Here is a 20,556-nt window from a genome sequence, read left to right as displayed (position 1 = left end):
TCCGGCGAGGTGACCCGGGTCGCCCGCGAGGTGGGCACCGAGGGGCGGCTCGGCGGCCGGGCCAAGGTGCAGGGCATGTCGGGCAGCTGGCGTGACGTGACCGAGGCGGTCAACGCCATGGCCGCCCGGCTCACCGCGCAGGTGCGCGACATCGCGGTGGTGACCACGGCCGTGGCCAGGGGCGACCTCACCCGGCAGGTGACGGTCGAGGCCACCGGCGAGCTGCTGGAGCTCAAGCTGACCGTCAACACGATGGTCGACCAGCTGTCGGCGTTCGCCAGCGAGGTGACCCGGGTGGCGCGCGAGGTGGGCACCGAGGGGCAGCTGGGCGGCCGGGCCGAGGTCAAGGGCGTCCTCGGCACCTGGAAGGACCTCACCGACAACGTCAACTTCATGGCCTCCAACCTGACCACCCAGGTGCGCTCGATCGCGCAGGTCACGACGGCGGTGGCCAACGGCGACCTGTCGAAGAAGATCACGGTCGACGCGCGGGGCGAGATCCTCCAGCTGAAGGACACCATCAACACCATGGTGGGCCAGCTGTCGGCGTTCGCCGACGAGGTCACGCGGGTGGCGCGCGAGGTGGGCACCGAGGGGCGGCTGGGCGGTCAGGCGCAGGTGCGCGGTGTCCGGGGCGTCTGGAAGGACCTCACCGACAACGTCAACTTCATGGCCTCCAACCTCACCACCCAGGTGCGCGACATCGCCCAGGTGGCCACCGCGGTCGCCCAGGGCGACCTCAGCCGCAAGATCAGCGTGGACGTGAAGGGCGAGATCCTCCAGCTCAAGGACACCGTCAACACGATGGTCGACCAGCTGTCGGCCTTCGCCGCGGAGGTCACCCGGGTGGCCCGCGAGGTCGGCAGCGAGGGCCGCCTCGGCGGTCAGGCGCAGGTGCGCGGGGTGAGCGGGGTGTGGAAGGACCTCACCGACAACGTCAACTTCATGGCCGACAACCTCACCACCCAGGTGCGCAGCATCGCCCAGGTGGCCACCGCGGTCGCCAAGGGCGACCTCAGCCGCAAGATCACGGTCGAGGTCAAGGGCGAGATCCTGGAGCTGACCAACACCATCAACACGATGGTCGACCAGCTGTCGGCGTTCGCCGACGAGGTGACCCGGGTGGCGCGCGAGGTGGGCACCGAGGGGCAACTGGGCGGCCGGGCCGAGGTCAAGGGCGTCTCGGGCACCTGGAAGGACCTCACCGACAACGTCAACTTCATGGCCGACAACCTCACCAGTCAGGTGCGCAACATCGCGCAGGTCACGACGGCCGTGGCCGACGGTGATCTGTCGAAGAAGATCACGGTCGACGCGCGGGGCGAGATTCTTCAGCTGAAGGACACCATCAACACGATGGTCGACCAGCTGTCGGCGTTCGCCGGCGAGGTGACCCGGGTGGCGCGTGAGGTGGGCACCGAGGGGCGGCTGGGCGGTCAGGCGCAGGTGCGCGGGGTGAGCGGGGTGTGGAAGGACCTCACCGACAACGTCAACTTCATGGCCTCCAACCTGACCAGCCAGGTGCGCAGCATCGCGGTGGTCGCCACCGCCGTGGCCAACGGCGACCTGTCGAAGAAGATCGACGTCGACGCGCGGGGCGAGATCCTCGAGCTCAAGACCACCATCAACACCACCGTCGACCAGCTGTCCGCCTTCTCCGGCGAGGTGACCCGGGTGGCCCGCGAGGTCGGCACCGAAGGCAGCCTCGGCGGTCAGGCGCAGGTGCGCGGGGTGAGCGGGGTGTGGAAGGACCTCACCGACAACGTCAACTTCATGGCCTCCAACCTGACCAGCCAGGTGCGCAACATCGCCCAGGTCGCCACCGCCGTGGCCAACGGCGACCTGTCGAAGAAGATCGACGTCGACGCGCGGGGCGAGATCCTCGAGCTCAAGACCACCATCAACACGATGGTCGACACCCTGTCCTCGTTCTCCTCCGAGGTGACCCGGGTGGCGCGCGAGGTCGGCTCCGAGGGCAGGCTCGGCGGGCAGGCCGAGGTCGAGGGCGTCTACGGCACCTGGGAGCGCCTCACCAAGAACGTCAACGAGCTGGCCGGCAACCTCACCACCCAGGTGCGCGCCATCGCCGAGGTGGCCAGCGCCGTCGCCCAGGGCGACCTGAGCCGCGCCATCAGCCTCGAGGCCAAGGGCGAGGTCGCCGAGCTGAAGAACAACGTCAACCTGATGGTGGCCAACCTGCGCGAGACCACCCGGGCCAAGGACTGGCTGGAGAGCAACCTGGCCCGCATCGCCGGCCTCATGCAGGGCCACCGCGACCTGGTCGAGGTCGCCGACCTCATCCTGCGGGAGCTCACCCCGCTGGTCAGCGCCCAGTTCGGCGCGTTCTTCCTGGCCGACCCCCAGTCGCTCGACGGCGAGCTGGCCTTCATCGCCGGCTACGGCGCCGCCCACGACAGGGACGTGCTGCCCGACCCGGGCACACCGGGTCCCGGCCTGATCAGGCAGGCGGCGCTGGAGAAGAAGCGCATCCTGCTCAGCGACGTCCCCTCCGACTACATCAAGGTGCACACCGGCCTCGGCGAGGCGGCTCCCGCCAGCGTGGTCGTGCTGCCGATCCTGTTCGAGGACAACGTGCTCGGGGTGATCGAGCTCGCCTCGTTCAGCCGGTTCAGCGAGGTCCACCTGGCCTTCTTCGACCAGTTCGTGGTCACCATCGGCGTGGCCATCAACACGATCATCGCCAACGCCCGCACCGAGTCGCTGCTGTCGGAGTCGCAGCGGCTGGCCCAGCAGCTCCAGGGCCGCTCCGACGAGCTGCAGCGCCAGCAGGCCGAGCTGCGCAGGTCCAACGCGGCGTTGGAGGAGAAGGCGCACCTGCTGGCCACCTCCTCCCGCTACAAGTCCGAGTTCCTCGCCAACATGTCCCACGAGCTGCGCACGCCGCTCAACAGCCTGCTCATCCTGGCCCGGCTGCTCGCCGACAACCCCGAGGACAACCTGTCGGCGCAGGAGGTCGAGTTCGCGACCACCATCCACAACGCGGGCAGCGACCTGCTCCAGCTGATCAACGACATCCTCGACCTGTCGAAGATCGAGGCGGGCCGGATGGACGTGCGGCCGGAGGAGCTGCCGCTGAGCAAGCTCCTCGACTACGTCGACGCCACGTTCCGGCCGCTGACCGTCGACCGGGGCCTCACCTTCGAGATCGCGGTCGGCCCCGGCGTGCCGCGCGAGCTGTTCAACGACGAGCGGCGGCTCCAGCAGATCCTGCGCAACCTGCTGTCCAACGCGGTCAAGTTCACCTCCGCCGGCGAGGTCAGGCTGGAGGTCTCCATCGCCCGCGACCTCGACAGCCCGGTGCTCCGCGACGCCGCCGAGGTGGTGGCGTTCGCGGTGCGCGACACCGGCATCGGCATCGCCCCCGACAAGCTGCCCGCCATCTTCGGCGCGTTCCAGCAGGCCGACGGCACCACCAGCCGCAAGTACGGCGGGACGGGCCTCGGCCTGTCGATCAGCAACGAGATCGCCAGGCTGCTCGGCGGCGAGATCCACGCCAGCAGCGAGCCCGGCAAGGGCAGCACCTTCACGCTGTACGTGCCCGCCAGGTGCCTCACCTCGACCGTCACGGCCGAGCAGGCGGAGCACGAGGCCGCGCACGGCGGCGGGTGGCGGGCCGACCCGGCTCGCAAGTCGATCGAGAGCCGCGCCGTCCAGCAGCAGGCCGTGTGGCCGAGTGCCGACACCGACGACCTCTGGCACTCGGCGACCAGGCTCACCGAGATGCGCGACGGCCCCCTCGGAGAGGAGTTCGCGGGCAAGCGGGTGCTCATCGTCGACGACGACATCCGCAACGTCTACGCCCTGACCCACGTGCTCGGCCGCCTCGGCATGGAGGTGATCTACGCGGAGAACGGCAGGGAGGGCATCGAGGCGCTCGAACGCGAGGAGAAGATCGCGCTGGTGCTGATGGACGTGATGATGCCCGAGATGGACGGCTACGAGACGCTGGTCGCCGTGCGGTCGATGCCGAGGTTCGCCGAGCTGCCGATCATCGCGCTGACGGCCAAGGCGATGCCGGGCGACCGGGAGAAGACGATCTCCTGCGGAGCCTCCGACTACGTGCCCAAACCGGTCGACCTGGATCATCTGCTGGATGTGATGTGCGGATGGCTCGCGGGGGAGAGGAAGGCGGCCGAATGAACCGGCAGGTCAAGATCCTGCTCGTCGACGACAAGGAGGAGAGCCTGATCGCGCTCGACGCCGTGCTGCGCCCGCTGCAGCAACCGCTGTTCAAGGCCAGGTCGGGGCAGGAGGCCATGAAGCTGATGCTGCGTAACGACTTCGCGGTGGTGCTGCTCGACGTGCTGATGCCGGGCATGGACGGATTCGAGACCGCGGCCCACATCAAGCGGCTCGACCAGACGCGCGACGTGCCCATCATCTTCCTCACCGGCACCGACACGGGCAGCGGCGCGGCCTTTCGCGGCTACGCCGTGGGGGCGGTCGACTACATCACCAAGCCGTTCGACCCGTGGGTGCTGCGCTCCAAGGTCGCCGTCTTCATCGAGTTGTCCCGCAAGAACGCCGTCCTCCAGGAGCAGGCCGCGCTGCTGTGCGACCTGGTGCAGAACGACACGGTGCTGTCGCGCAACTCGCGGACGCTGGCCGAATTCGCCGACCGGCTGTCGGCCGTCGAGTCCCGGCTCGACGGCCTGGCCGCGACGTGCTCCGGCGACGAGGGGCTGGGTGCCACGGTCAAGGGTCTGGCCGACGACGTGGCGGCCATGCGGGCCGCGTTCGACACGGTTCGTCTCTGATCGGCGAGCCTGAGTGCGTTGGGCGGTGTCTCCGACGTACCTTTGGCATCATGGCCACCCGTCCGCCGAAAAGCACAGCGAAGGGGCCGGCGAAGCGGTCGACCTCGCCTCGATCGACCCCCGCGAAGCGGGGATCCACGTCGTCGGGGCGATCGAGGGCGAAGGGGGCCGCGTCGGCTCGCAAACCGCCCATGACCCACCAGGACCCGATCAGCTGGGTCTTCACGATGATCGGCAAGCTGATCGTCGGCCTGTGGATGCTGCTCGCCAACGGCATCGGCAGCACGGCGCGGGCGCTCGGCAAGAACGCCCGCGAGCTCGACCCCGTCCACCGGCGCGACGGGGTGGGCCTGGCGGTCCTCGCGGGCGCGATCGTGGTCGCGGCGATGACCTGGCGCACGTCCGATGGGGCGGTGCCCGGCGTGGTCAACACCGTCGTGCGCGGGGTGTTCGGCTCGCTGGCCTGGGCCCTGCCGCTGCTGCTCGGCCTGCTGGCCTGGCGCTACCTCCGCCATCCCGACCAGAACGCCGACACCGGGCGGATGGTGATCGGCTGGAGCGCGCTGCTCGTCGGCGTGCTCGGCGTCATCCACGTGGCCAACGACGTGCCCTACCCCGCGGGCACGGCCAACGACGGGATGGAGCGCATCTCGCAGGCGGGCGGCCTCGTCGGGTTCATCGTCTCGGCGCCGCCGATGAGCATCCTGCCGTCCTGGATCACGATCCCGCTGCTGCTGATGCTGTCCGGGTTCGGGGTGCTGGTGATCACGGCCACGCCGGTGCACCGGATCCCCGAACGACTCGCGGAGCTGCGTCACCTGCTGTTCGACCGGCACGCCCCGGCCGACGAGCAGCAGCCGGGCAGGAAGCGCGCCAGGCCCAAGAAGCCCGCGTCACCCGAGGTCGGCGACCTGATCAAGCCGTACGACACGCCTGTGCTCGCCGACCAGGGCAAGCGCGGCGACCACTCGCCGGAGATCGTGCCCGGCCTGGCCGACGAGGAGGAGCCGGCCGCCTCGGCGAGGAAGGCGGAGCCGCCGCAGCCCACTCCCGCGCCGCGCAAGGTCGAGCAGCTCGTGCTGTCGCCGCAGGCGGGCCCCTACGGCCTGCCGGACCTGCAGTTGCTCAAGCCGGGCAGCCTGCCCAAGCCGCAGACCAAGGCCAACACCACCGTGGTCAACGCGTTGACCAGCGTGCTGGAGCAGTTCACCATCGACGCGCAGGTGATCGGGTTCACCCGCGGGCCGACCGTGACCCGCTACGAGATCGAGCTCGGGCCCGCGGTCAAGGTGGAGAAGGTCACGGCACTCACCAAGAACATCGCTTACGCCGTCAAATCCGCAGATGTCAGGATCCTGTCGCCCATTCCGGGGAAGTCGGCGATCGGGGTGGAGATCCCGAACGCCGACAAGGACCTCGTCGCGCTCGGCGACGTGCTCCGGGCCCAGGTGGCCCAGGCCGACCACCATCCGATGATCGTCGGCCTTGGCAAGGACGTCGAGGGACGCACCATCGTGGCCAACCTCGCCAAGATGCCCCACCTGCTGATCGCGGGCGCCACCGGGGCCGGCAAGTCGGTCTGCGTCAACGGGCTCATCACCTCGATCCTCATGCGCGCCACGCCCGACGAGGTGCGGATGGTGCTGGTCGACCCCAAGCGGGTCGAGCTGTCGGTCTACGAGGGCATCCCGCACTTGATCACGCCCATCATCACCAACCCCAAGAAGGCCGCCGAGGCCCTCGAATGGGTGGTGGGCGAGATGGACCGCCGCTACGACGACCTGGCGGCCAGTGGGTTCCGCCACGTCGACGAGTTCAACAAGGCCGTGCGGGCCGGCAAGCTGCAGCCCCCGCCGGGCAGCGAGCGCGTCTACCAGCCCTACCCCTACCTCCTGGTCATCGTGGACGAGCTGGCCGACCTGATGATGGTCGCCCCGCGCGACGTCGAGGACTCCATCGTCCGCATCACGCAGCTGGCCCGCGCCGCCGGCATCCACCTCGTCATCGCGACGCAGCGGCCCTCCGTCGACGTGGTCACCGGCCTGATCAAGGCCAACGTGCCCTCCCGGCTGGCCTTCGCGGTCTCCTCACTCACCGACTCGCGGGTCATCCTCGACCAGCCCGGCGCCGACAAGCTGATCGGGCAGGGCGACGCGTTGTTCCTGCCGATGGGGGCCAGCAAGCCCATCCGCATCCAGAACGCGTTCGTCTCGGAGAAGGAGATCGCCGAGATCGTCGCGCACTGCAAGACGCAGATGCAGGCCGAATACCGCGACGACGTCGCCGCCGCGCCGGTCAAGCGCGAGATCGACGAGGACATCGGCGACGACCTCGACCTGGTCGTCCAGGCCGCCGAGCTGATCGTGACGACCCAGTTCGGCTCGACCTCGATGTTGCAGCGCAAGCTCCGCGTCGGCTTCGCCAAGGCGGGCCGGCTGATGGACCTGCTCGAGAGCCGCAACGTGGTCGGCCCGAGCGAGGGCTCGAAGGCCCGCGAAGTGCTGGTGAAACCGGATGATCTGCCGGGCCTGCTGGCCGACTTGCGTGGCGAATGACCCCGGTGCGACCCCGCCTGGCGATTACTGATTGAATGTGACTAACTACGCATCGTCGGGGGCGGGGAGGCGTGCGCCGTGGAAGAGCAGAGCATAGGGGCCATACTGGCGGCTGCCAGGCAGTCGGCGGGGATGACGGTCGCGCAGTTGAGCGCGATCACCCGCATCCGTGAGGCCATCATCTACGCGATCGAGCGAGACGACTACGCCCAGTGCGGGGGCGACTTCTACGAGCGCGGGCACATCAAGGTGCTCGCCAAGGCCGTCGGGCTCGATCCCGACGCCATGGTCCATCTCTACGACGAGCAGCACGGCGGCGGGCTGGTGCCGGTGCGGGCCGCGACCGTGTTCCAGACCGACCGCAAGCTCAGGATCCGCGAGCGGCGGGCTCCCAACTGGACGATGGCGCTGGGGGTCGCGTTGGCCATCGTGGTCGTGTTCGGCGTGGTCAGGGTGCTGGGGGGCGCCACCGACCAGCACACCGTCGGGACGCAGCCGATGTCGGCCTCGCCCAGTGTGCCGCCCAACTCGCCGATCCACGAGCCGCCGCGCGGCGGCTCGGCGCTGGCCGGCCGGGCGGGCGAGAACGAGGTGGTGGTCAAGATCAAGGCCGAGCGCTCCTCGTTCCTCAACGTACGCGACTCCCGGGGACGCAAGCTGTTCTCCGGCACGCTGCCGGCGGGCAAGAGCTCGACCTGGCGGGCCGCGTCTCAGGTGAGCCTGCTGATCGGCGATGCCGGAGCGGTGGCGCTCCAGGTCAACGGCCAGGATCTCGGTCATCCCGGGCAAAGTGGCGAGATCGTGCGCCGCTCTTTCGGGCCTCCCACAGCACCACGGAGGTAGCCCGTGCATCGGGGGTGTCCAACTCCCGATACCGTAGTGTTCACCATGTCATCCCGCCGAACCGCATCGCTGATAACCCTGGGCTGCGCACGCAACGAGGTCGACTCCGAGGAGCTCGCCGCGCGACTGGAGGCTGCCGGTTGGCAGCTGGGCGACGACGACCCCGATGTCGTCGTCGTCAACACGTGCGGCTTCATCGACTCGGCGAAGAAGGACTCCATCGACACGCTGCTCGCCGCCGCCGACTCCGGAGCCAAGGTGGTCGCCGCGGGCTGCATGGCCGAGCGCTACGGCAACGAGCTGGCCGAGGCACTGCCCGAGGCCAGCGCGGTCATCTCCTTCGACGACTACTCCGAGATCGGCGGCCGTCTCGACGACGTCCTCGCGGGCAGGCCGCTCAAGCCCCACACCCCGCGAGACCGCCGCACCCTGCTGCCCATCTCACCGGTCGACCGTGCCGCCGCGCCCAGGGCCGGCATCCCCGGTCACGGCGATCTGCCCGACGGGGTCGCGCCCGCCAGCGGTCCCCGGGTGCTGCGCAAGCGGCTCGACGAGAGCCCGGTGGCCTCGCTCAAGCTGGCCTCCGGCTGCGACCGGCGCTGCACGTTCTGCGCCATCCCGGCCTTCCGTGGCGCCTACGTCTCGCGCGACCCCGAGGAGCTGGTGGCCGAGGCCGACTGGCTGGCCCACCGCGGCGTCCGCGAGCTCGTCCTGGTCAGCGAAAACTCGACCTCCTACGGCAAGGACCTGGGCGATCTGAGGGCGCTGGAGCGGCTGCTGCCCAGGATGGCCGCCGTCGAGGGCATCGACCGGGTCCGGGCGAGCTATCTCCAGCCCGCCGAGCTGCGGCCGGGGCTGATCGACGTGATCGCCGGCACCGAGGGCGTCGCCGCCTACTTCGACCTGTCCTTCCAGCACGCCAGCGGCCCGGTGCTGCGCCGGATGCGCCGTTTCGGCGACCCCGACCGCTTCCTCGGCCTGCTCGAGTCGATCCGCGAGCGCGCCCCCGAGGCGGGTGTGCGCTCCAACTTCATCGTGGGCTTCCCCGGCGAGACCGAGGAGGAGTTCGGTGAGCTGGTCGGCTTCCTGGAGCGGGCCAGGCTCGACGTGATCGGCGTGTTCGGCTACTCCGACGAGGACGGCACCGAGGCGGCGGGTTTCGCGGGCAAGCTCGACCAGGAGGTCATCGACGAGCGGGTCCGCCTGCTGACCGAGCTGGCCGAGGAGCTGACCGCGCAGCGCGCCGAGGAGCGCATCGGCACCGAGGTGGACGTGCTCATCGACGACGACCTCGGCGACGGCGGCTACGAGGGCCGGGCCGCGCACCAGGGTCCAGAGGTCGACGGCTCCGTCACGGTTCAGGGCATCGGCCTGGTCCGGGGCCAGATCGTGCGCGCCGTCGTGGTGGACGCCGAGGGGGTTGACCTGATCGCGCGCATCAAGGCCAGTCCATGACCAGGGACGAGCGCCGCGTGGTGAGCCCGTGGAACATCGCCAACGTCCTCACGGTTCTCCGGTTGGTGCTCGTCCCGTTCTTCGTCGTCTGCCTCTTCCTGCCGGGCACCGGCTGGCGCCTGGGCGCGCTGGCGGTGTTCGTCGTGGCCTCGATCACCGATCATCTCGACGGTGAGCTGGCCAGGCGCTACGGGCTGATCACCGACTTCGGCAAGATCGCCGACCCGATCGCCGACAAGGCGCTGACGGGCGCGGCGCTGGTCTGCCTGTCGATCCTGGGCGAGCTGCCGTGGTGGGTCACGCTCGTGATCCTGGGCCGCGAGCTGGGCATCACGCTGCTGAGGTTCGTGCTGATCCGGCACGCGGTCATCCCGGCCAGCTATGGCGGCAAGGTCAAGACCGTCCTGCAGATCGCCGCGATCGTCCTCTACATCCTGCCCGGTGTGCCCGATCCGATCCGCTGGATCGTGATGGGCGCCGCCCTGGTCGTGACCGTGGCCACGGGCGTCGACTACCTGATCCGTGCCATCAAGCTCCGCCAGGTGGCCAGACGCGCACGCGGGGAGTGAGCATGACCCAGGCCGCCGAGGTGCTGTCCCTGCTGATGGGCCGGGCGGCCACGGTGGCCGTGGCCGAGTCGCTGACCGGGGGGCTCATCGGCGCCAGGTTCACCTCGGTCTCGGGGTCGTCCAAAGCGTTCAGAGGCGGGGTGATCTCCTACGCCACCGATCTGAAGCACACGCTGCTGGCCGTGCCCGAAGATCTACTGGAGCGGGAAGGGGCCGTGCATCCGGAGGTCGCGGAGGCGATGGCCCTGGGAGTGGCGCGGGTGTGCGGCGCGACGTACGGCCTGGCGGTGACGGGAGTGGCGGGGCCGGAGCCCCAGGACGGCAGGCCGGTCGGCACCGTGTTCGCGGCCGTCAGCGGGCCCGGCGGCAGATTGTGGCGACGAGAACTGAGTCTGAAAGGGTCGCGCGAACGTATCAGGGTAAAGACGGTGGACGAGGCTGTAGATCTCCTAGCAAGTGTGCTGAAGCCAAATAAAGGGGAACAATTCGGGTGATTACCGTGTTACGTCCCGAGCGAACATGCCAACCACGGTCTCACGCGCTGTCCGTGGATACGGGTACGGTGGAGCTGTGAGTGAGGTCCGTGAGCCAACTGCAAGCACCGAGCGCCCGGCAGGCGGGCCTGATGAGTCACGCAAAGAGCCACGCGCGGCGAGCCAGGGGCGGCGACGCCCGATGATGACGGCGAGGAGTATGTACGAAGCGAAGAAGAAGGATATGCGGCACGATCCGATCGCGCGGGGCGTGGTGAAGACATCCGCGCCGGGGAGGGAGCGACAGATGATTTTGCTGCGTCAGCTGCTCGGCGACGTGCTGAGGCGGCTGAGGGTGCGGCAGGGGCGCACTCTCCGTGAGGTGTCCACGCTGGCTCGTGTCTCGCTCGGCTACCTGTCAGAGGTGGAGCGCGGCCAGAAAGAGGCGTCCTCCGAGCTGCTCGCGTCCATTTGTGGTGCTCTCGGGGTGCCGCTGTCGCAGGTGTTGCGTGAGGTTTCCGACCAGTTCGCGCTGGCGGAGCTCCAGGCTGCCCCTGTGCTCGCCGACGCGCCCGAGCACGAGCGGATCCCTCTTGCCGAGTCGGTCCCCGGATCGATCTCCGATTCCGTGTTCCCCGAAGTCAAGGACATGGTGGCCGCCTAGCGCGGCTGGCAGTTGCCACACCACAGGATCAGCCGTTCCTGTGACCGTGTCCCCATCTCCCCGCGACTGATGCGTGTGCCGCATCGGCGGCAGGGACGGCCGAACCTGCCGTAAACCCACGTCTGGTCGGTCGGGCGGCGATCGCCCGTGGTGACCGTGCCTGCGTGCGCCTTGTTGGCGTCCAGCAGCCGCTGTGCCAGCGTGACCAGCCCCTCCAGGTCGTCGATGTCCCCGACTCTTCGCCACGGCCAGATCCCGCGCAGGAACAACGTCTCGGCCCGGTAGATGGTGCCGATGCCGGCCAGATTGCGCTGGTCGAGCAGCGCCTCGCCGATCGTCCTGTCCAGGTCCTCCCGCAACCGCCTCACAGCCTCCGCCGGGTCCCAGTCGTCGCCGAGCAGATCGGGCCCCAGATGGCCCACGACCCGCGACTCCTCCGCGGTCTTCAGCAGATCGACGATCCCGAGCCTGACCCCCACGGCCTGCCACTGGTCGTTGGCCAGTACGAGCCGGACCACGTCGCCGTGAGCGGTGCGGCGCGTGGCCGGCATGACCCGCCAGCTACCGTCCATCTTCAGGTGGGTGTGCACGGTCAGCCCGCCCTCGACGCGGGTGAGCAGGTGCTTGCCCCGCGAGGCGGTCGTCAGCACGGCCCGCCCGCTCAGGTCGGCGGTGGCGTGCCGCGGGACACGGAAGTCGGACCGGGTGAGCACCCGCCCGTCGAGGGCCTGCCGCAGCCGGGCGGCGGTGCGGTGGACGGCGTCTCCTTCGGGCATGAGCCCAGTCTAGAAACCGGCCCCCGCGTTCGTCGGCCCGCGTTCGTCGGCCCGTTTTCGTCGGCCCGTTTTCGTCGGCCCGTTTTCGTCGGCCCGTGCTTGCCAGGCCGCGCTTGTCGGGCCGCGTCTGCCGGGGGTGCTTGCCCGGAGGGCGTCAGTCCCAGGCGGCGGGGTCGGCGGCGAGCGCGCGGACGCGCTCGGGGAGAGCGCCGCTGGCCACCTGCTCCAGCGTGACCTCCTCCAGGATCGCCCGCTCGGTGGCGCGCAGCGCGATCCACACCTGCTGCAGCGACTCGGCCGGGCCTCGGTAGCCGACGTGCTCGGGGCGCTCACCGCGGACGTTGGCCAGCGGCCCGTCGACCGCCCTGATCACGTCGGCGAGCGAGATCTCCGCGGCGGGCCTGGCCAGCACATAACCCCCCTCGGGGCCTCGCTGGCCGCGCACCAGACCGGCGCGGCGCATCTGGAGCAGGATGTTCTCCAGGTATTTGGGAGGCATGTCCTGCTCCTTGGCGAGCTCACCCACGGTGGTCGGGCCGGCCCCGGCGGCGGCGAGTTCGGCGGCGGCACGGAGGGCGTAGTCGACCCGAGCGGAAAGGCGCATGTTGTCGATTATCCCTCCTGGTCAACAGTGGTTAGTCGCAACGTTGTCAGAACGGGCAGATGATCGGAGTACGGCAGGCGCGGTGCCTGCGCGGAAACCGCGGTCAGACCCCGGCTGATCAGCACGTGGTCGATGCGCTTGACGGGCGCCTCCGCCGGTGATGTGGGTGGGTCGCCGAGCGCGATCAGCGGGTCGGACAGGCCCGCCGCCTCCAGCACCCGCATCTCGGGATCGGCCGGTTCGGTGTTCAGGTCGCCGGCCAGGATCACCGGCCTGGGCGGCCCTTCGGAGGAGGCGGTGGCTCCCGGCCCGGCCTGCCCGGCGTCGAGCCCGGCGGCCAGGTTGCGCGCGATGGCCGCCACCTCGGGCGCCTGTCCGGCGGGAGCCTGCAGGTGGGTGTTCACGATGCCCAGCTCCCTGCCTCCCACGTCCAGGACGACGGCCTGGGCCTGGGCGCCCGTCGGGTAGTCGTGCCGGCCCAGCTTGTGCGAGTGGATGCTCTTGATCGGCAGGTTGGTGAGCAGGGCGTCGCCCCACACGTCGTCGGCGGCCGGGGCGAAGTGGTAGCGCATGTCCAGCCGGCGGGCGATCCGCGCCAGGTCGTCGTGGCCGCCGTTCAGCAGCCAGCCCCGGTCGACCTCGCTCAGCAGCACCACGTCCGGCTTCTGGGCGGCTGCCCATGTCGCGATGTCGCCCAGCGACAGCCGCCCGTCGAGGCCGTACCCCATCCGGATGTTGTAGGTGATCAGCGTGATCGTGTCACCCTCGGCAGGCCGTACGGCCGGCGACGGCGGCCAGGCGATGGCCGTCGCGATGAGTCCGGCCATGACCGCCAGGACGGTGTTCTCCCAGGCCGCCCCGGACGGCACCTCGCGGGGGTGGAACCGAGCGCGTGACGGCCGCAGGCCCACGGCGACGGCCAGCACCGACACCGCGATGGGGATCACCTGGTTCGGGATGCCGAGGTTCAGGTCGTAGGCCGCGTAGTAGGCGAACATCGCCACCAGGAACACGACCCCGCCACCGAGCACCGCCACCCCCTGCGCCCGGCTCCCGCGCCCGGCGCCTGCCGCGTGCGCGGGCTCGGATTCGGTCGTGGCCTCGATCTCAGACTCGGGTCTGGTCGCGTTCTCGGAGGACCCGGACCCGGACCCGGCCCCTGAGCGGGAGCCCGAATCCGGCAGGGGGCGGGAGGACGAGGTGAGGACGGGGGCGAGGCAGAGGATCGTCACCGCTCCGGCCACCGCGCCCACACCCGGCCAGGGCGCCGTGAGCAGGAGCGCCGTGGACGCCACCAGCCCAAGGCCGGCGGCCAGGAGGACGGCGGGCCCGTGCCTCGGCCGCAGGACGGCCGAGACCGCGGCGACGGCCGCCACGGCCACCGGCCCGACGCCCAACGCGGTCCACACGAGTGAGGGGCCCTCGGCCGCCTTGGCCCAGGACGTGGCGGCCAGCCCGGCGAGCAGCAGCGCCGGGCCGAACAGGAACCAGGTGGGCCAGGGGGCGGGCTCCGCGCCCCGCTCCGGCGTGCGGAACGCGGCCCGGACCAGCGCGAGGAACAGGGCGCAGATCATCGTCACCATGAGCCACGGGAGCACCCCGTCGCGCCAGACCAGGTCCACCCCGTCGAGCAGCAGGTGCACGAGGATCGAGAACGACAGACCGCCCGTGATCCCCACGGGCGCCGCGGGCCGGGGGACCGTGCGGGCACAGCCGTACAGGAAGACGAGGCCGGCTGTGACGCCCGCCGAGGCGACGTACAGCTGCTCGACCCCGGCCTGCAGCAGGAGCCGCGCGAGGACGAGCGCCACCGCGCCGCCCGTGAGCGCCCACCGGGGCGGCAGGAGGAGGGCCAGGAACGGCAGCGTGAACCAGGCGGCCGCGTAGAGGCCCATCAGCTCGGGAGGCGTGGAGCCCGCCTGCCCGAACAGCGTGATCAGCGACGGCAGGAACACGCGGAGCACGTCGTACAGGAGCGCGACGCCCACGCCCAGCATCAGGGCGGGGACCCGGGGGATGGTCATGAGCCATCCTCGGATTCGGCGCGGCTGCCGGGCAAGGCCCCGAGCGCCCGATTTCCGGCAATCTTGCGAAATCCGCGCTCAGACCTGCCATTCCTCGCCGCGGAGCAGCTCGATCACCGTGCCGTCGTGGCGGATTCCGGTGACGGTGACGTCGGGGCCGCCGACCATGAAGTCGACGTGCACGCCGGAGGAGTTGACCCCGGCCTCGTCGAGCCCGGCGGCATCGCGCTCACGCAGGTGAGCGGGGACACCGGGGGGCAGGCCGGCGCCCCAGGCGAGGTGGCAGGTGGCGTTCTCGTCCAGCAGCGTCTCGAGGTAGGTGACGCCCGACCGGCCGACCGGAGAGGTGCCGTCGACGAGCGCCAGCTCGCCGAGCCGTGCCGCCCCGGCGTCGGTCGCCTGGTGGGTGCGCACGACGTCCGCGCCGGTGGTGGCCCTTACGTCGGTCACCACGCCGCCGGTGAAGGTCAGCTCCATGTCGCGGATCACGGTGCCGACGAGGGCGAGTGGGCGCGTCGCCCGGATCCTGCCCTCCACCCGGCGGTAGTCGGGCGTGGTGAACACCTCCTCGGTGGGGAGGTTGGCCTGGAAACCCTGCCCCTGGACGGAGGTGAGCCGTGCCGCCGTCCAGTGCGCCTCGGGCAGCAGGCCGATGGTCAGGTCGGTGCCGGGGCCCTCGAACCGGACACGGTCGAGGCGCAGCTCGTTCAGCACCTCCGCACGGCGGAGCAGTTCGTCGAGCCGTTCCTGCCAGGCGGCGCGAGGATCGGGCTGGTCGAGGCGGAGGATGGACCGCAGGTGCTCCCACAGCCGTGCCTCGTCGGGCTCGCCGAAGACCGCGCGCGCCCACTCCGGTGTCGCGTACGGCACCATCGTCCACCGGACCAGGTTGTTCAGCTGCAGCCGCTGCCGTGAGGAGAGGTTGGGCATGCGGTCCAGCGCGGACCGCACCGGGTCCTGGTCGGCGAGCAGATCGGGCGAGGCGAAGCCGCGGATGTTGACCAGGACGCCGTGGTGGCGCGCCAGCTCCTCGTTGCGCGCGTCCAGCCAGGCCGGGACCTCGGCCAGGGTCGCCACGTCCGCGTGCCGGATCCGGGAGCGCTTGGCGTGGGGGTCGAAGTACCAGATGTCGGCGTAGCGGGCCCCTCGGGCGTACGCCGCCTCGACCAGGGTGCGGGCGAGCGGGGCGTGCTCGATCTCGGCGTTGATCAGCACGCGGTCGTCGGCGCGGATCGGCACCGCCACGTCGAAGACGATCTCGGCGTAGCCGGCCAGCTCAGCGGGGGTGATGGTCAAGGCTGCCTCCAGAGGGGGAGAGGTCTCGCGCGCGGCGAGCGATGGGGATGAACAGCAGGAGCGCCATGGCGGACACGCCGCCCGCGATGGCGAAGCCGGATGCCAGGCCCAGCGATTCGGCGATGACGCCGAGGGCGAGCGCGGCGGTGAGGAAACCGAGGTCGAAGAACGCGGTCGTGGTGGCCACCGCGGCACCGCGCTGCCCGGGGGGCAGGCCGGCCACCGCGATCGCCAGGAACGCCGGAAGTCCCAGCGCCTGCCCGGCTCCGATCACCGCGCTCGCGCACAGCGTGCCGGTCACCGAAGGCCAGACGGCGAGCCCGATCAGCCCGGCGGCCGTGAGCGCGAGGGAGGCGAGGCCCCTCGTGCGCGGATCGGTCCGGGCGACCAGGCGGTGGCCGCCCAGCCGCACCGCGAGCAGCACGCCGCCGTAGACGAGGAAGTGCGTGCCGCTGCCGCCGTGACCGAGTGTGGCGACGTACAGCGGGATGAAGGCGCTGAAGGCGGTGTAGCCCCACACTCCCGCGAGGTAGGCGAGGCCGGGAAGTAACGCCGCACGGTGGACGAGAGGCCCCCCGCTCCGCCTGCCGGCCGGTTCCGCGCAGCCGCCGAGCATCCAGGAGGCGGCGGCCATCCCCGTGGCCGTGGCCCCGGCGAGCACCCATACGGCGTCGAACCCGGCGGCCGAGTACACGGTCTCGGCGAGTGCCGGTCCGGCGAGCAGGCCCACGTTGACGGCGACGGAGAACAGGTTCATCGCCGCGCCCGGCCGGTCCTGGTCGCTCGCGGCGGTGGCCAGGCCGACGTAGGCGAGGGCCTCGCCGACCCCGGCCACGGCCCGGCACGCCAGCAGCGCCGGCAGCGAGTCGGCCAGGAGCAGCGCGAAGGTGGCGCTCGCGAGCACCACGCCGCCGGCGCGGGCGGCCGTCGCGCGCCCCCACCGGTCGGCCAGCCGGCCCGCCAGGGGCCGGGCGAGCACGGCGGTCACGGCCGCGGTCGCCAGGCAGGCGCCCACCGCGCCCGTGCCCTGGCCGAGCGGGCCGGTGACGAACCTGGGGATCATCGGGATGAGCAGGCCGACCGACAGAAAGCACAGTCCCGTGCTCAGCAGCAGAGGGCGGATCAACGATCGTCGCCCATCTCCAGGAGCAGGGCGGTCATGCTGACCTTGACGCTGTCGGCCGAGCGCGGCGGCCGAGCCTTGTCGTGCACCATGGCGACCGCCTGGCCGATCAGCCCGACGACCTCCTCCCACACGGACCTGTCGAGCCACACCTCCGCGTCCATGGACATGCGCTGGTCGCGGGCCTGCTCCAGTCGCCGTGCGAGGTCGGTGAACATCGCGTCGTGCAGGAGCCGCCTGCCGGAGCGGTCGAGCCGCATCCCGCTGGAGAGGTCGTAGCGGTAGCGCCGCCGGGGCCGGCCCCTGCCGCCGGGCGGCGGATGCTCGTCCACCTGCTCCAGGAAGCCGGCTTCGGCGAGCTGGCGCAGGTGGTAGCTGGCCGAGGCGTGGGCGATGTCCAGCTCCCGCGCGACCTCGGTGGCCGACATGGAGGCGCCGGTGAGCAGCGACACGATCCGGATGCGCAGCGGGTTCGCCAGCGCGCGCAGCGGAACCAGCTCGTCCTTTTCCCAAGACATGTTGGGATTATGGCATTCCCAACATGCCTTGGGAAAGTCTGGAACGGGCGAAGAGCGCTAAACTTCCAACAACCTTTTCGAAATGACGGTGGGATACAGCGTGGAGCGACGCCCTGGTGTGCCCAGACTGCTCAGGGAGATCAACGACCGGGCCGCGCTGGAGCTGCTGCTCGCGACCGGCCCGATGACGCGGGGGCAGATCGGCGACCTGACCGGGCTGTCCAAGGTGACCGCCTCGCAGACGCTCGCCCGGCTGGAGGAGCGCGGCCTGGTCCAGATGGTGGGCACCCAGGCGGGCGGGCGCGGCCCCAACGCCGCCCTCTACTCCGTCATCCCCTCCAGCGCCTACGTGGCCGGGCTGGAGGTGGGTCCCGGGCTCGTCTCGGCCGCGGTCGCCGACATCCACGGCCACACGGTGGCGGAGGTGACGTTCGAGCCCGACGGCCAGGACGACCTGGTCCCCGTCGTGCACGAGGCGATCATGAAGGCCTGCCGCAGCGCCAAGGTCGGCGTCGGCAGGCTGCGCGGCGTGGTGATAGGCACCCCGGGCGTGGTCGACCCGCGCACCGGCGACGTCCGCTACGCCTTCGACCTGCCGGGCTGGCACGAGGGCAGCCACGAGGCGCTGGCCCGCGACCTCAAGCGCGAGGTCACGATCGAGAACGACGTCAACCTCGCCGCGATCGCCGAGCGGGTGGACGGGGCCGCCAAGGGACGTGGCGACTTCGTCCTGCTCTGGGCCAGCCGCGGCCTCGGCCTCGCGGTCGTGCTCGGCGGCAAGCTGCACCGGGGCCGCTCGGGCAGCGCGGGCGAGATCGGCTACCTGGCGGTGCCGGGCGTGCCGCTGCCCGAGGACATCCGCACCGCCCCGGGCCGGCTGCCCTCGCTGGCGGGCGGCCTGCAGTCGCTGGTCAGCGCCGAGGCGGTGGCCGAGCTGGCCCAGGGCTACGGCTTCGCGGCCGGCAGCGCGGGGGAGTGCGTCGAGGTCGCCCTGGCCGCCGGGTCCAGGGGCGAGCCGCTGCTCGACGAGATAGCCCACCGGCTCGCCCTGGGCGTCGCCGCCGTGTGCGTGATCCTCGACCCCGGCCTGGTGGTGCTCGCCGGAGAGGTGGGTCACGCCGGCGGCACCGCGCTGACCTCCCGGGTGGAGGAGGCCGTGGCCAGGATCTGCCCCGTGCGGCCGCAGGTGGTCACCACCACCGTGACCGACCGCAACCCCGTGCTGCGCGGCGCCGTGCTCGCCGCCCTGGACCAGGCCCGCGAGTCGCTGCTCAAATCGTGAGCCCGTGCGAGCCGGTCAGGTCGTGAGCCCGTGCGAGCCGGTCAGTCGTGGGTCCCTGGGAGCCGGTCAGGCTCGTGAGCCCGTGGGGCTGTTCAGGTCGTGAGCAGTTCCACGGCCGCTTGGGCGTTGGCCCGGGCGGCGCCGTACGTCGCGATGTAGGCGGCGCTGCCGGGCCGCCAGATCGGCAGCCCCATCTCGATCACCGTGGCGTCGGGCCGGGCGGCCACCAGGGCCGAGACGAGCGCCCGGCTGGCCTCGTACCTGTGGGCGTCCTTGACCACCACGACCAGCGACCGCTGCCTGGCCTTGGCCAGCAGCAGCGCCACGTCCGCGGCGGCGGGCTCGATCCGGACGATCTCGGCCTCCGGCAGCCACGGCCCGACCCCCCACGGCACGTCGCCCACCGCGATGGTCGGCGGCGTGTCCACCTCGATCACCAGCGGCTCGACCAGCGGTGCGGTGGAGCCGGTGAGGCGCACCGCGCGGCGGGCGGCGTGCAGGCCGACGCCGTTCCGCTCGGCCGGGGACTCACCCGGGGTGCCGAACCAGGAGCGCAGAACCGCCAGCCTGGCCGCGGACTCCTCCAGCCTGGCGACCGGCAGCCGCCCGTCCCGGACCGCCGCCACGATCTCCGCGATGATCCGCAGCACGTCGTCGTAGCCGGGTCGCGGGCCCAGGCAGAGCAGGTCGGATCCGGCCGCCAGGGACAGGACCGCGCCGCCGCCCAGGCCGACGCCGTCGGTGATCGCGGCCATGTCCAGCGCGTCGCTGATCACCACGCCGTCGTAGCCGAGCTCGCCCCTGAGGAGCCCGGTCAGCGCGGCGCCCGACAGCGTCGCCGGCAGGTCGCCGGTCAGCGAGGGCACGGCCACGTGCGCCGTCATGATCGACTTGGTGCCCGCCTCGACCGCGGCTTGGAACGGCGCCAGCTCCCGCGCGCGCAGCACGGCCGGCGTGACGTCCACGACGGGGATCGCCAGGTGGGAGTCGACCCGGGTGGCCCCGTGGCCCGGGAAGTGCTTGACGCAGGCGGCCACGTTGACCGACTGCAGCCCCTGGACCGCGGCGACCGTGTGCCTGGCGACCAGGTCCGGATCGTCACCGAACGACCGGGTGCCGATCACCGGGTTGTCGGCCTCGGTGTTGACGTCGGCGTCGGGCGCCATGTCCAGGTTGACCCCGCAGGCGGCCAGCTCCGAGCCGATCGCCCGGTAGACCTGACGGGTGAGCTCCACGTCGTCGACGGCGCCGAGCGCGGCGTTGCCCGGATACGGGCTGCCCACGTGGTAGGCCAGCCGGGTGACGTCGCCGCCCTCCTCGTCCAGCGAGATCACGGGCTCACCGGCGCCCCGCAGCGAGGTGGTGAGGGACCTCAGCTGGTCCGGGTCGGCGACGTTGAACCCGAAGAGTGTCACGCCGCCCAGGCCGTCCTCCAACTCGCGCGACACCCAGCCGGGCGCCGTGGTGCCCTGGAAGGCGACGAGCAGTGTGCCGGCCGCGAGGCGGCGCAGCCCCCGATCACTCTGACTCATGGCTCCTCATCAGATGGAAACGTGCAGCGTCACGTACGGCGCGTGCCGCGCCGTACGTGATTGG

At 71.3% G+C, this 20,556-nt stretch carries 16 protein-coding genes; 9 read left to right on the top strand and 7 right to left on the bottom strand.

Annotation, left to right across the window (positions count from 1 at the left end):
- Nucleotides 1-75 precede the first annotated feature (75 nt).
- The 8 genes from AB0C16_RS20230 to AB0C16_RS20195 all read left to right on the top strand — a co-directional run bounded on the left by AB0C16_RS20230 (nucleotide 76) and on the right by AB0C16_RS20195 (nucleotide 11,337).
- Entirely contained in the window at nucleotides 76-4,161 is a 4,086-nt protein-coding gene (locus AB0C16_RS20230; RefSeq protein ID WP_357685266.1) for a HAMP domain-containing protein, read from the top strand.
- Nucleotides 4,158-4,778 carry a response regulator gene (locus AB0C16_RS20225; protein ID WP_357684990.1) on the top strand — a complete coding sequence of 207 codons (621 nt, stop codon included), beginning with the start codon at nucleotides 4,158-4,160 and terminating at the stop codon, nucleotides 4,776-4,778. Before AB0C16_RS20230 ends, AB0C16_RS20225 begins: the two co-directional genes overlap by 4 nt.
- 50 nt (nucleotides 4,779-4,828) lie before the next feature.
- Nucleotides 4,829-7,333, top strand: coding sequence for a DNA translocase FtsK (locus AB0C16_RS20220; RefSeq protein ID WP_357684988.1), 2,505 nt, complete (start codon nucleotides 4,829-4,831; stop codon nucleotides 7,331-7,333).
- 78 nt (nucleotides 7,334-7,411) lie between these two features.
- Nucleotides 7,412-8,176, top strand: a complete 765-nt coding sequence (locus AB0C16_RS20215; RefSeq protein WP_357684986.1) for a RodZ domain-containing protein — start codon at nucleotides 7,412-7,414, stop codon at nucleotides 8,174-8,176.
- Between the two features lie 45 nt (nucleotides 8,177-8,221).
- A complete protein-coding gene (rimO, locus tag AB0C16_RS20210; protein WP_357684984.1) occupies nucleotides 8,222-9,631 on the top strand; it encodes a 30S ribosomal protein S12 methylthiotransferase RimO in 1,410 nt (469 codons plus the stop codon).
- Nucleotides 9,628-10,200: a CDP-diacylglycerol--glycerol-3-phosphate 3-phosphatidyltransferase gene (gene pgsA / locus AB0C16_RS20205; RefSeq protein WP_357684982.1), complete on the top strand. Its 573-nt coding sequence runs from the start codon at nucleotides 9,628-9,630 to the stop codon at nucleotides 10,198-10,200. The genes rimO and pgsA overlap by 4 nt, the downstream gene beginning before the upstream one ends.
- Nucleotides 10,201-10,202: 2 nt before the next feature.
- A complete protein-coding gene (locus tag AB0C16_RS20200; protein WP_357684980.1) occupies nucleotides 10,203-10,694 on the top strand; it encodes a nicotinamide-nucleotide amidohydrolase family protein in 492 nt (163 codons plus the stop codon).
- A gap of 286 nt (nucleotides 10,695-10,980) precedes the next feature.
- Nucleotides 10,981-11,337 (top strand): helix-turn-helix transcriptional regulator, encoded by a 357-nt coding sequence (locus AB0C16_RS20195; RefSeq protein WP_113701653.1) that lies wholly within the window; start codon nucleotides 10,981-10,983, stop codon nucleotides 11,335-11,337.
- On the opposite strand, the gene AB0C16_RS20190 is transcribed toward AB0C16_RS20195, so the two are convergent.
- The 6 genes from AB0C16_RS20190 to AB0C16_RS20165 form a co-directional block, all read right to left on the bottom strand.
- Nucleotides 11,334-12,113, bottom strand: coding sequence for a DNA-formamidopyrimidine glycosylase family protein (locus AB0C16_RS20190; RefSeq protein WP_357684977.1), 780 nt, complete (start codon nucleotides 12,111-12,113; stop codon nucleotides 11,334-11,336). The two genes, AB0C16_RS20195 and AB0C16_RS20190, sit on opposite strands and share 4 nt — an antisense overlap.
- Before the next feature lie 154 nt (nucleotides 12,114-12,267).
- On the bottom strand, nucleotides 12,268-12,717 hold the full coding sequence (locus AB0C16_RS20185) for an Rrf2 family transcriptional regulator (protein WP_357684975.1): 450 nt from the start codon (nucleotides 12,715-12,717) through the stop codon (nucleotides 12,268-12,270).
- Between the two features lie 8 nt (nucleotides 12,718-12,725).
- Nucleotides 12,726-14,741, bottom strand: coding sequence for an endonuclease/exonuclease/phosphatase family protein (locus tag AB0C16_RS20180; RefSeq protein ID WP_357684973.1), 2,016 nt, complete (start codon nucleotides 14,739-14,741; stop codon nucleotides 12,726-12,728).
- Between the two features lie 78 nt (nucleotides 14,742-14,819).
- Nucleotides 14,820-16,037 (bottom strand): aminopeptidase, encoded by a 1,218-nt coding sequence (locus AB0C16_RS20175; RefSeq protein ID WP_357684971.1) that lies wholly within the window; start codon nucleotides 16,035-16,037, stop codon nucleotides 14,820-14,822.
- Nucleotides 16,018-17,163, bottom strand: a complete 1,146-nt coding sequence (locus tag AB0C16_RS20170) for an MFS transporter (protein ID WP_357684969.1) — start codon at nucleotides 17,161-17,163, stop codon at nucleotides 16,018-16,020. Before AB0C16_RS20170 ends, AB0C16_RS20175 begins: the two co-directional genes overlap by 20 nt.
- Nucleotides 17,160-17,678 carry a helix-turn-helix domain-containing protein gene (locus AB0C16_RS20165; protein ID WP_357684967.1) on the bottom strand — a complete coding sequence of 173 codons (519 nt, stop codon included), beginning with the start codon at nucleotides 17,676-17,678 and terminating at the stop codon, nucleotides 17,160-17,162. The genes AB0C16_RS20170 and AB0C16_RS20165 overlap by 4 nt, the downstream gene beginning before the upstream one ends.
- Before the next feature lie 100 nt (nucleotides 17,679-17,778).
- Here AB0C16_RS20165 and AB0C16_RS20160 point away from each other — a divergent pair, with 100 nt between their 5' ends.
- Complete coding sequence (locus AB0C16_RS20160) at nucleotides 17,779-18,960, top strand: ROK family transcriptional regulator (protein WP_357685264.1); 1,182 nt, start codon at nucleotides 17,779-17,781, stop codon at nucleotides 18,958-18,960.
- Nucleotides 18,961-19,052: 92 nt separating this feature from the next.
- Here the strand turns inward: AB0C16_RS20160 and AB0C16_RS20155 are convergent, their stop codons facing one another.
- On the bottom strand, nucleotides 19,053-20,492 hold the full coding sequence (locus AB0C16_RS20155; RefSeq protein WP_357684965.1) for a glycoside hydrolase family 3 protein: 1,440 nt from the start codon (nucleotides 20,490-20,492) through the stop codon (nucleotides 19,053-19,055).
- Between the last annotated feature and the right edge of the window lie 64 nt (nucleotides 20,493-20,556).

This window comes from Nonomuraea sp. NPDC048916, from assembly GCF_040649575.1.
Taxonomy (GTDB): Bacteria; Actinomycetota; Actinomycetes; order Streptosporangiales; family Streptosporangiaceae; genus Nonomuraea.
This window is presented reverse-complemented; position numbering and strand designations above follow the sequence as displayed.

Bases quoted from the DNA above. Each gene is read 5' to 3' on its own strand.
- AB0C16_RS20230 (WP_357685266.1), top strand. From the start codon at position 76: ATGTCGGGCAGCTGGCGTGACGTGACCGAGGCGGTCAACGCCATGGCC.
- AB0C16_RS20225 (WP_357684990.1), top strand. From the start codon at position 4,158: ATGAACCGGCAGGTCAAGATCCTGCTCGTCGACGACAAGGAGGAGAGC.
- AB0C16_RS20220 (WP_357684988.1), top strand. From the start codon at position 4,829: ATGGCCACCCGTCCGCCGAAAAGCACAGCGAAGGGGCCGGCGAAGCGG.
- rimO (WP_357684984.1), top strand. From the start codon at position 8,222: ATGTCATCCCGCCGAACCGCATCGCTGATAACCCTGGGCTGCGCACGC.
- pgsA (WP_357684982.1), top strand. From the start codon at position 9,628: ATGACCAGGGACGAGCGCCGCGTGGTGAGCCCGTGGAACATCGCCAAC.
- AB0C16_RS20200 (WP_357684980.1), top strand. From the start codon at position 10,203: ATGACCCAGGCCGCCGAGGTGCTGTCCCTGCTGATGGGCCGGGCGGCC.
- AB0C16_RS20195 (WP_113701653.1), top strand. From the start codon at position 10,981: ATGATTTTGCTGCGTCAGCTGCTCGGCGACGTGCTGAGGCGGCTGAGG.
- AB0C16_RS20190 (WP_357684977.1), bottom strand. From the start codon at position 12,113: ATGCCCGAAGGAGACGCCGTCCACCGCACCGCCGCCCGGCTGCGGCAG.
- AB0C16_RS20185 (WP_357684975.1), bottom strand. From the start codon at position 12,717: ATGCGCCTTTCCGCTCGGGTCGACTACGCCCTCCGTGCCGCCGCCGAA.
- AB0C16_RS20180 (WP_357684973.1), bottom strand. From the start codon at position 14,741: ATGACCATCCCCCGGGTCCCCGCCCTGATGCTGGGCGTGGGCGTCGCG.
- AB0C16_RS20165 (WP_357684967.1), bottom strand. From the start codon at position 17,678: ATGTCTTGGGAAAAGGACGAGCTGGTTCCGCTGCGCGCGCTGGCGAAC.
- AB0C16_RS20155 (WP_357684965.1), bottom strand. From the start codon at position 20,492: ATGAGTCAGAGTGATCGGGGGCTGCGCCGCCTCGCGGCCGGCACACTG.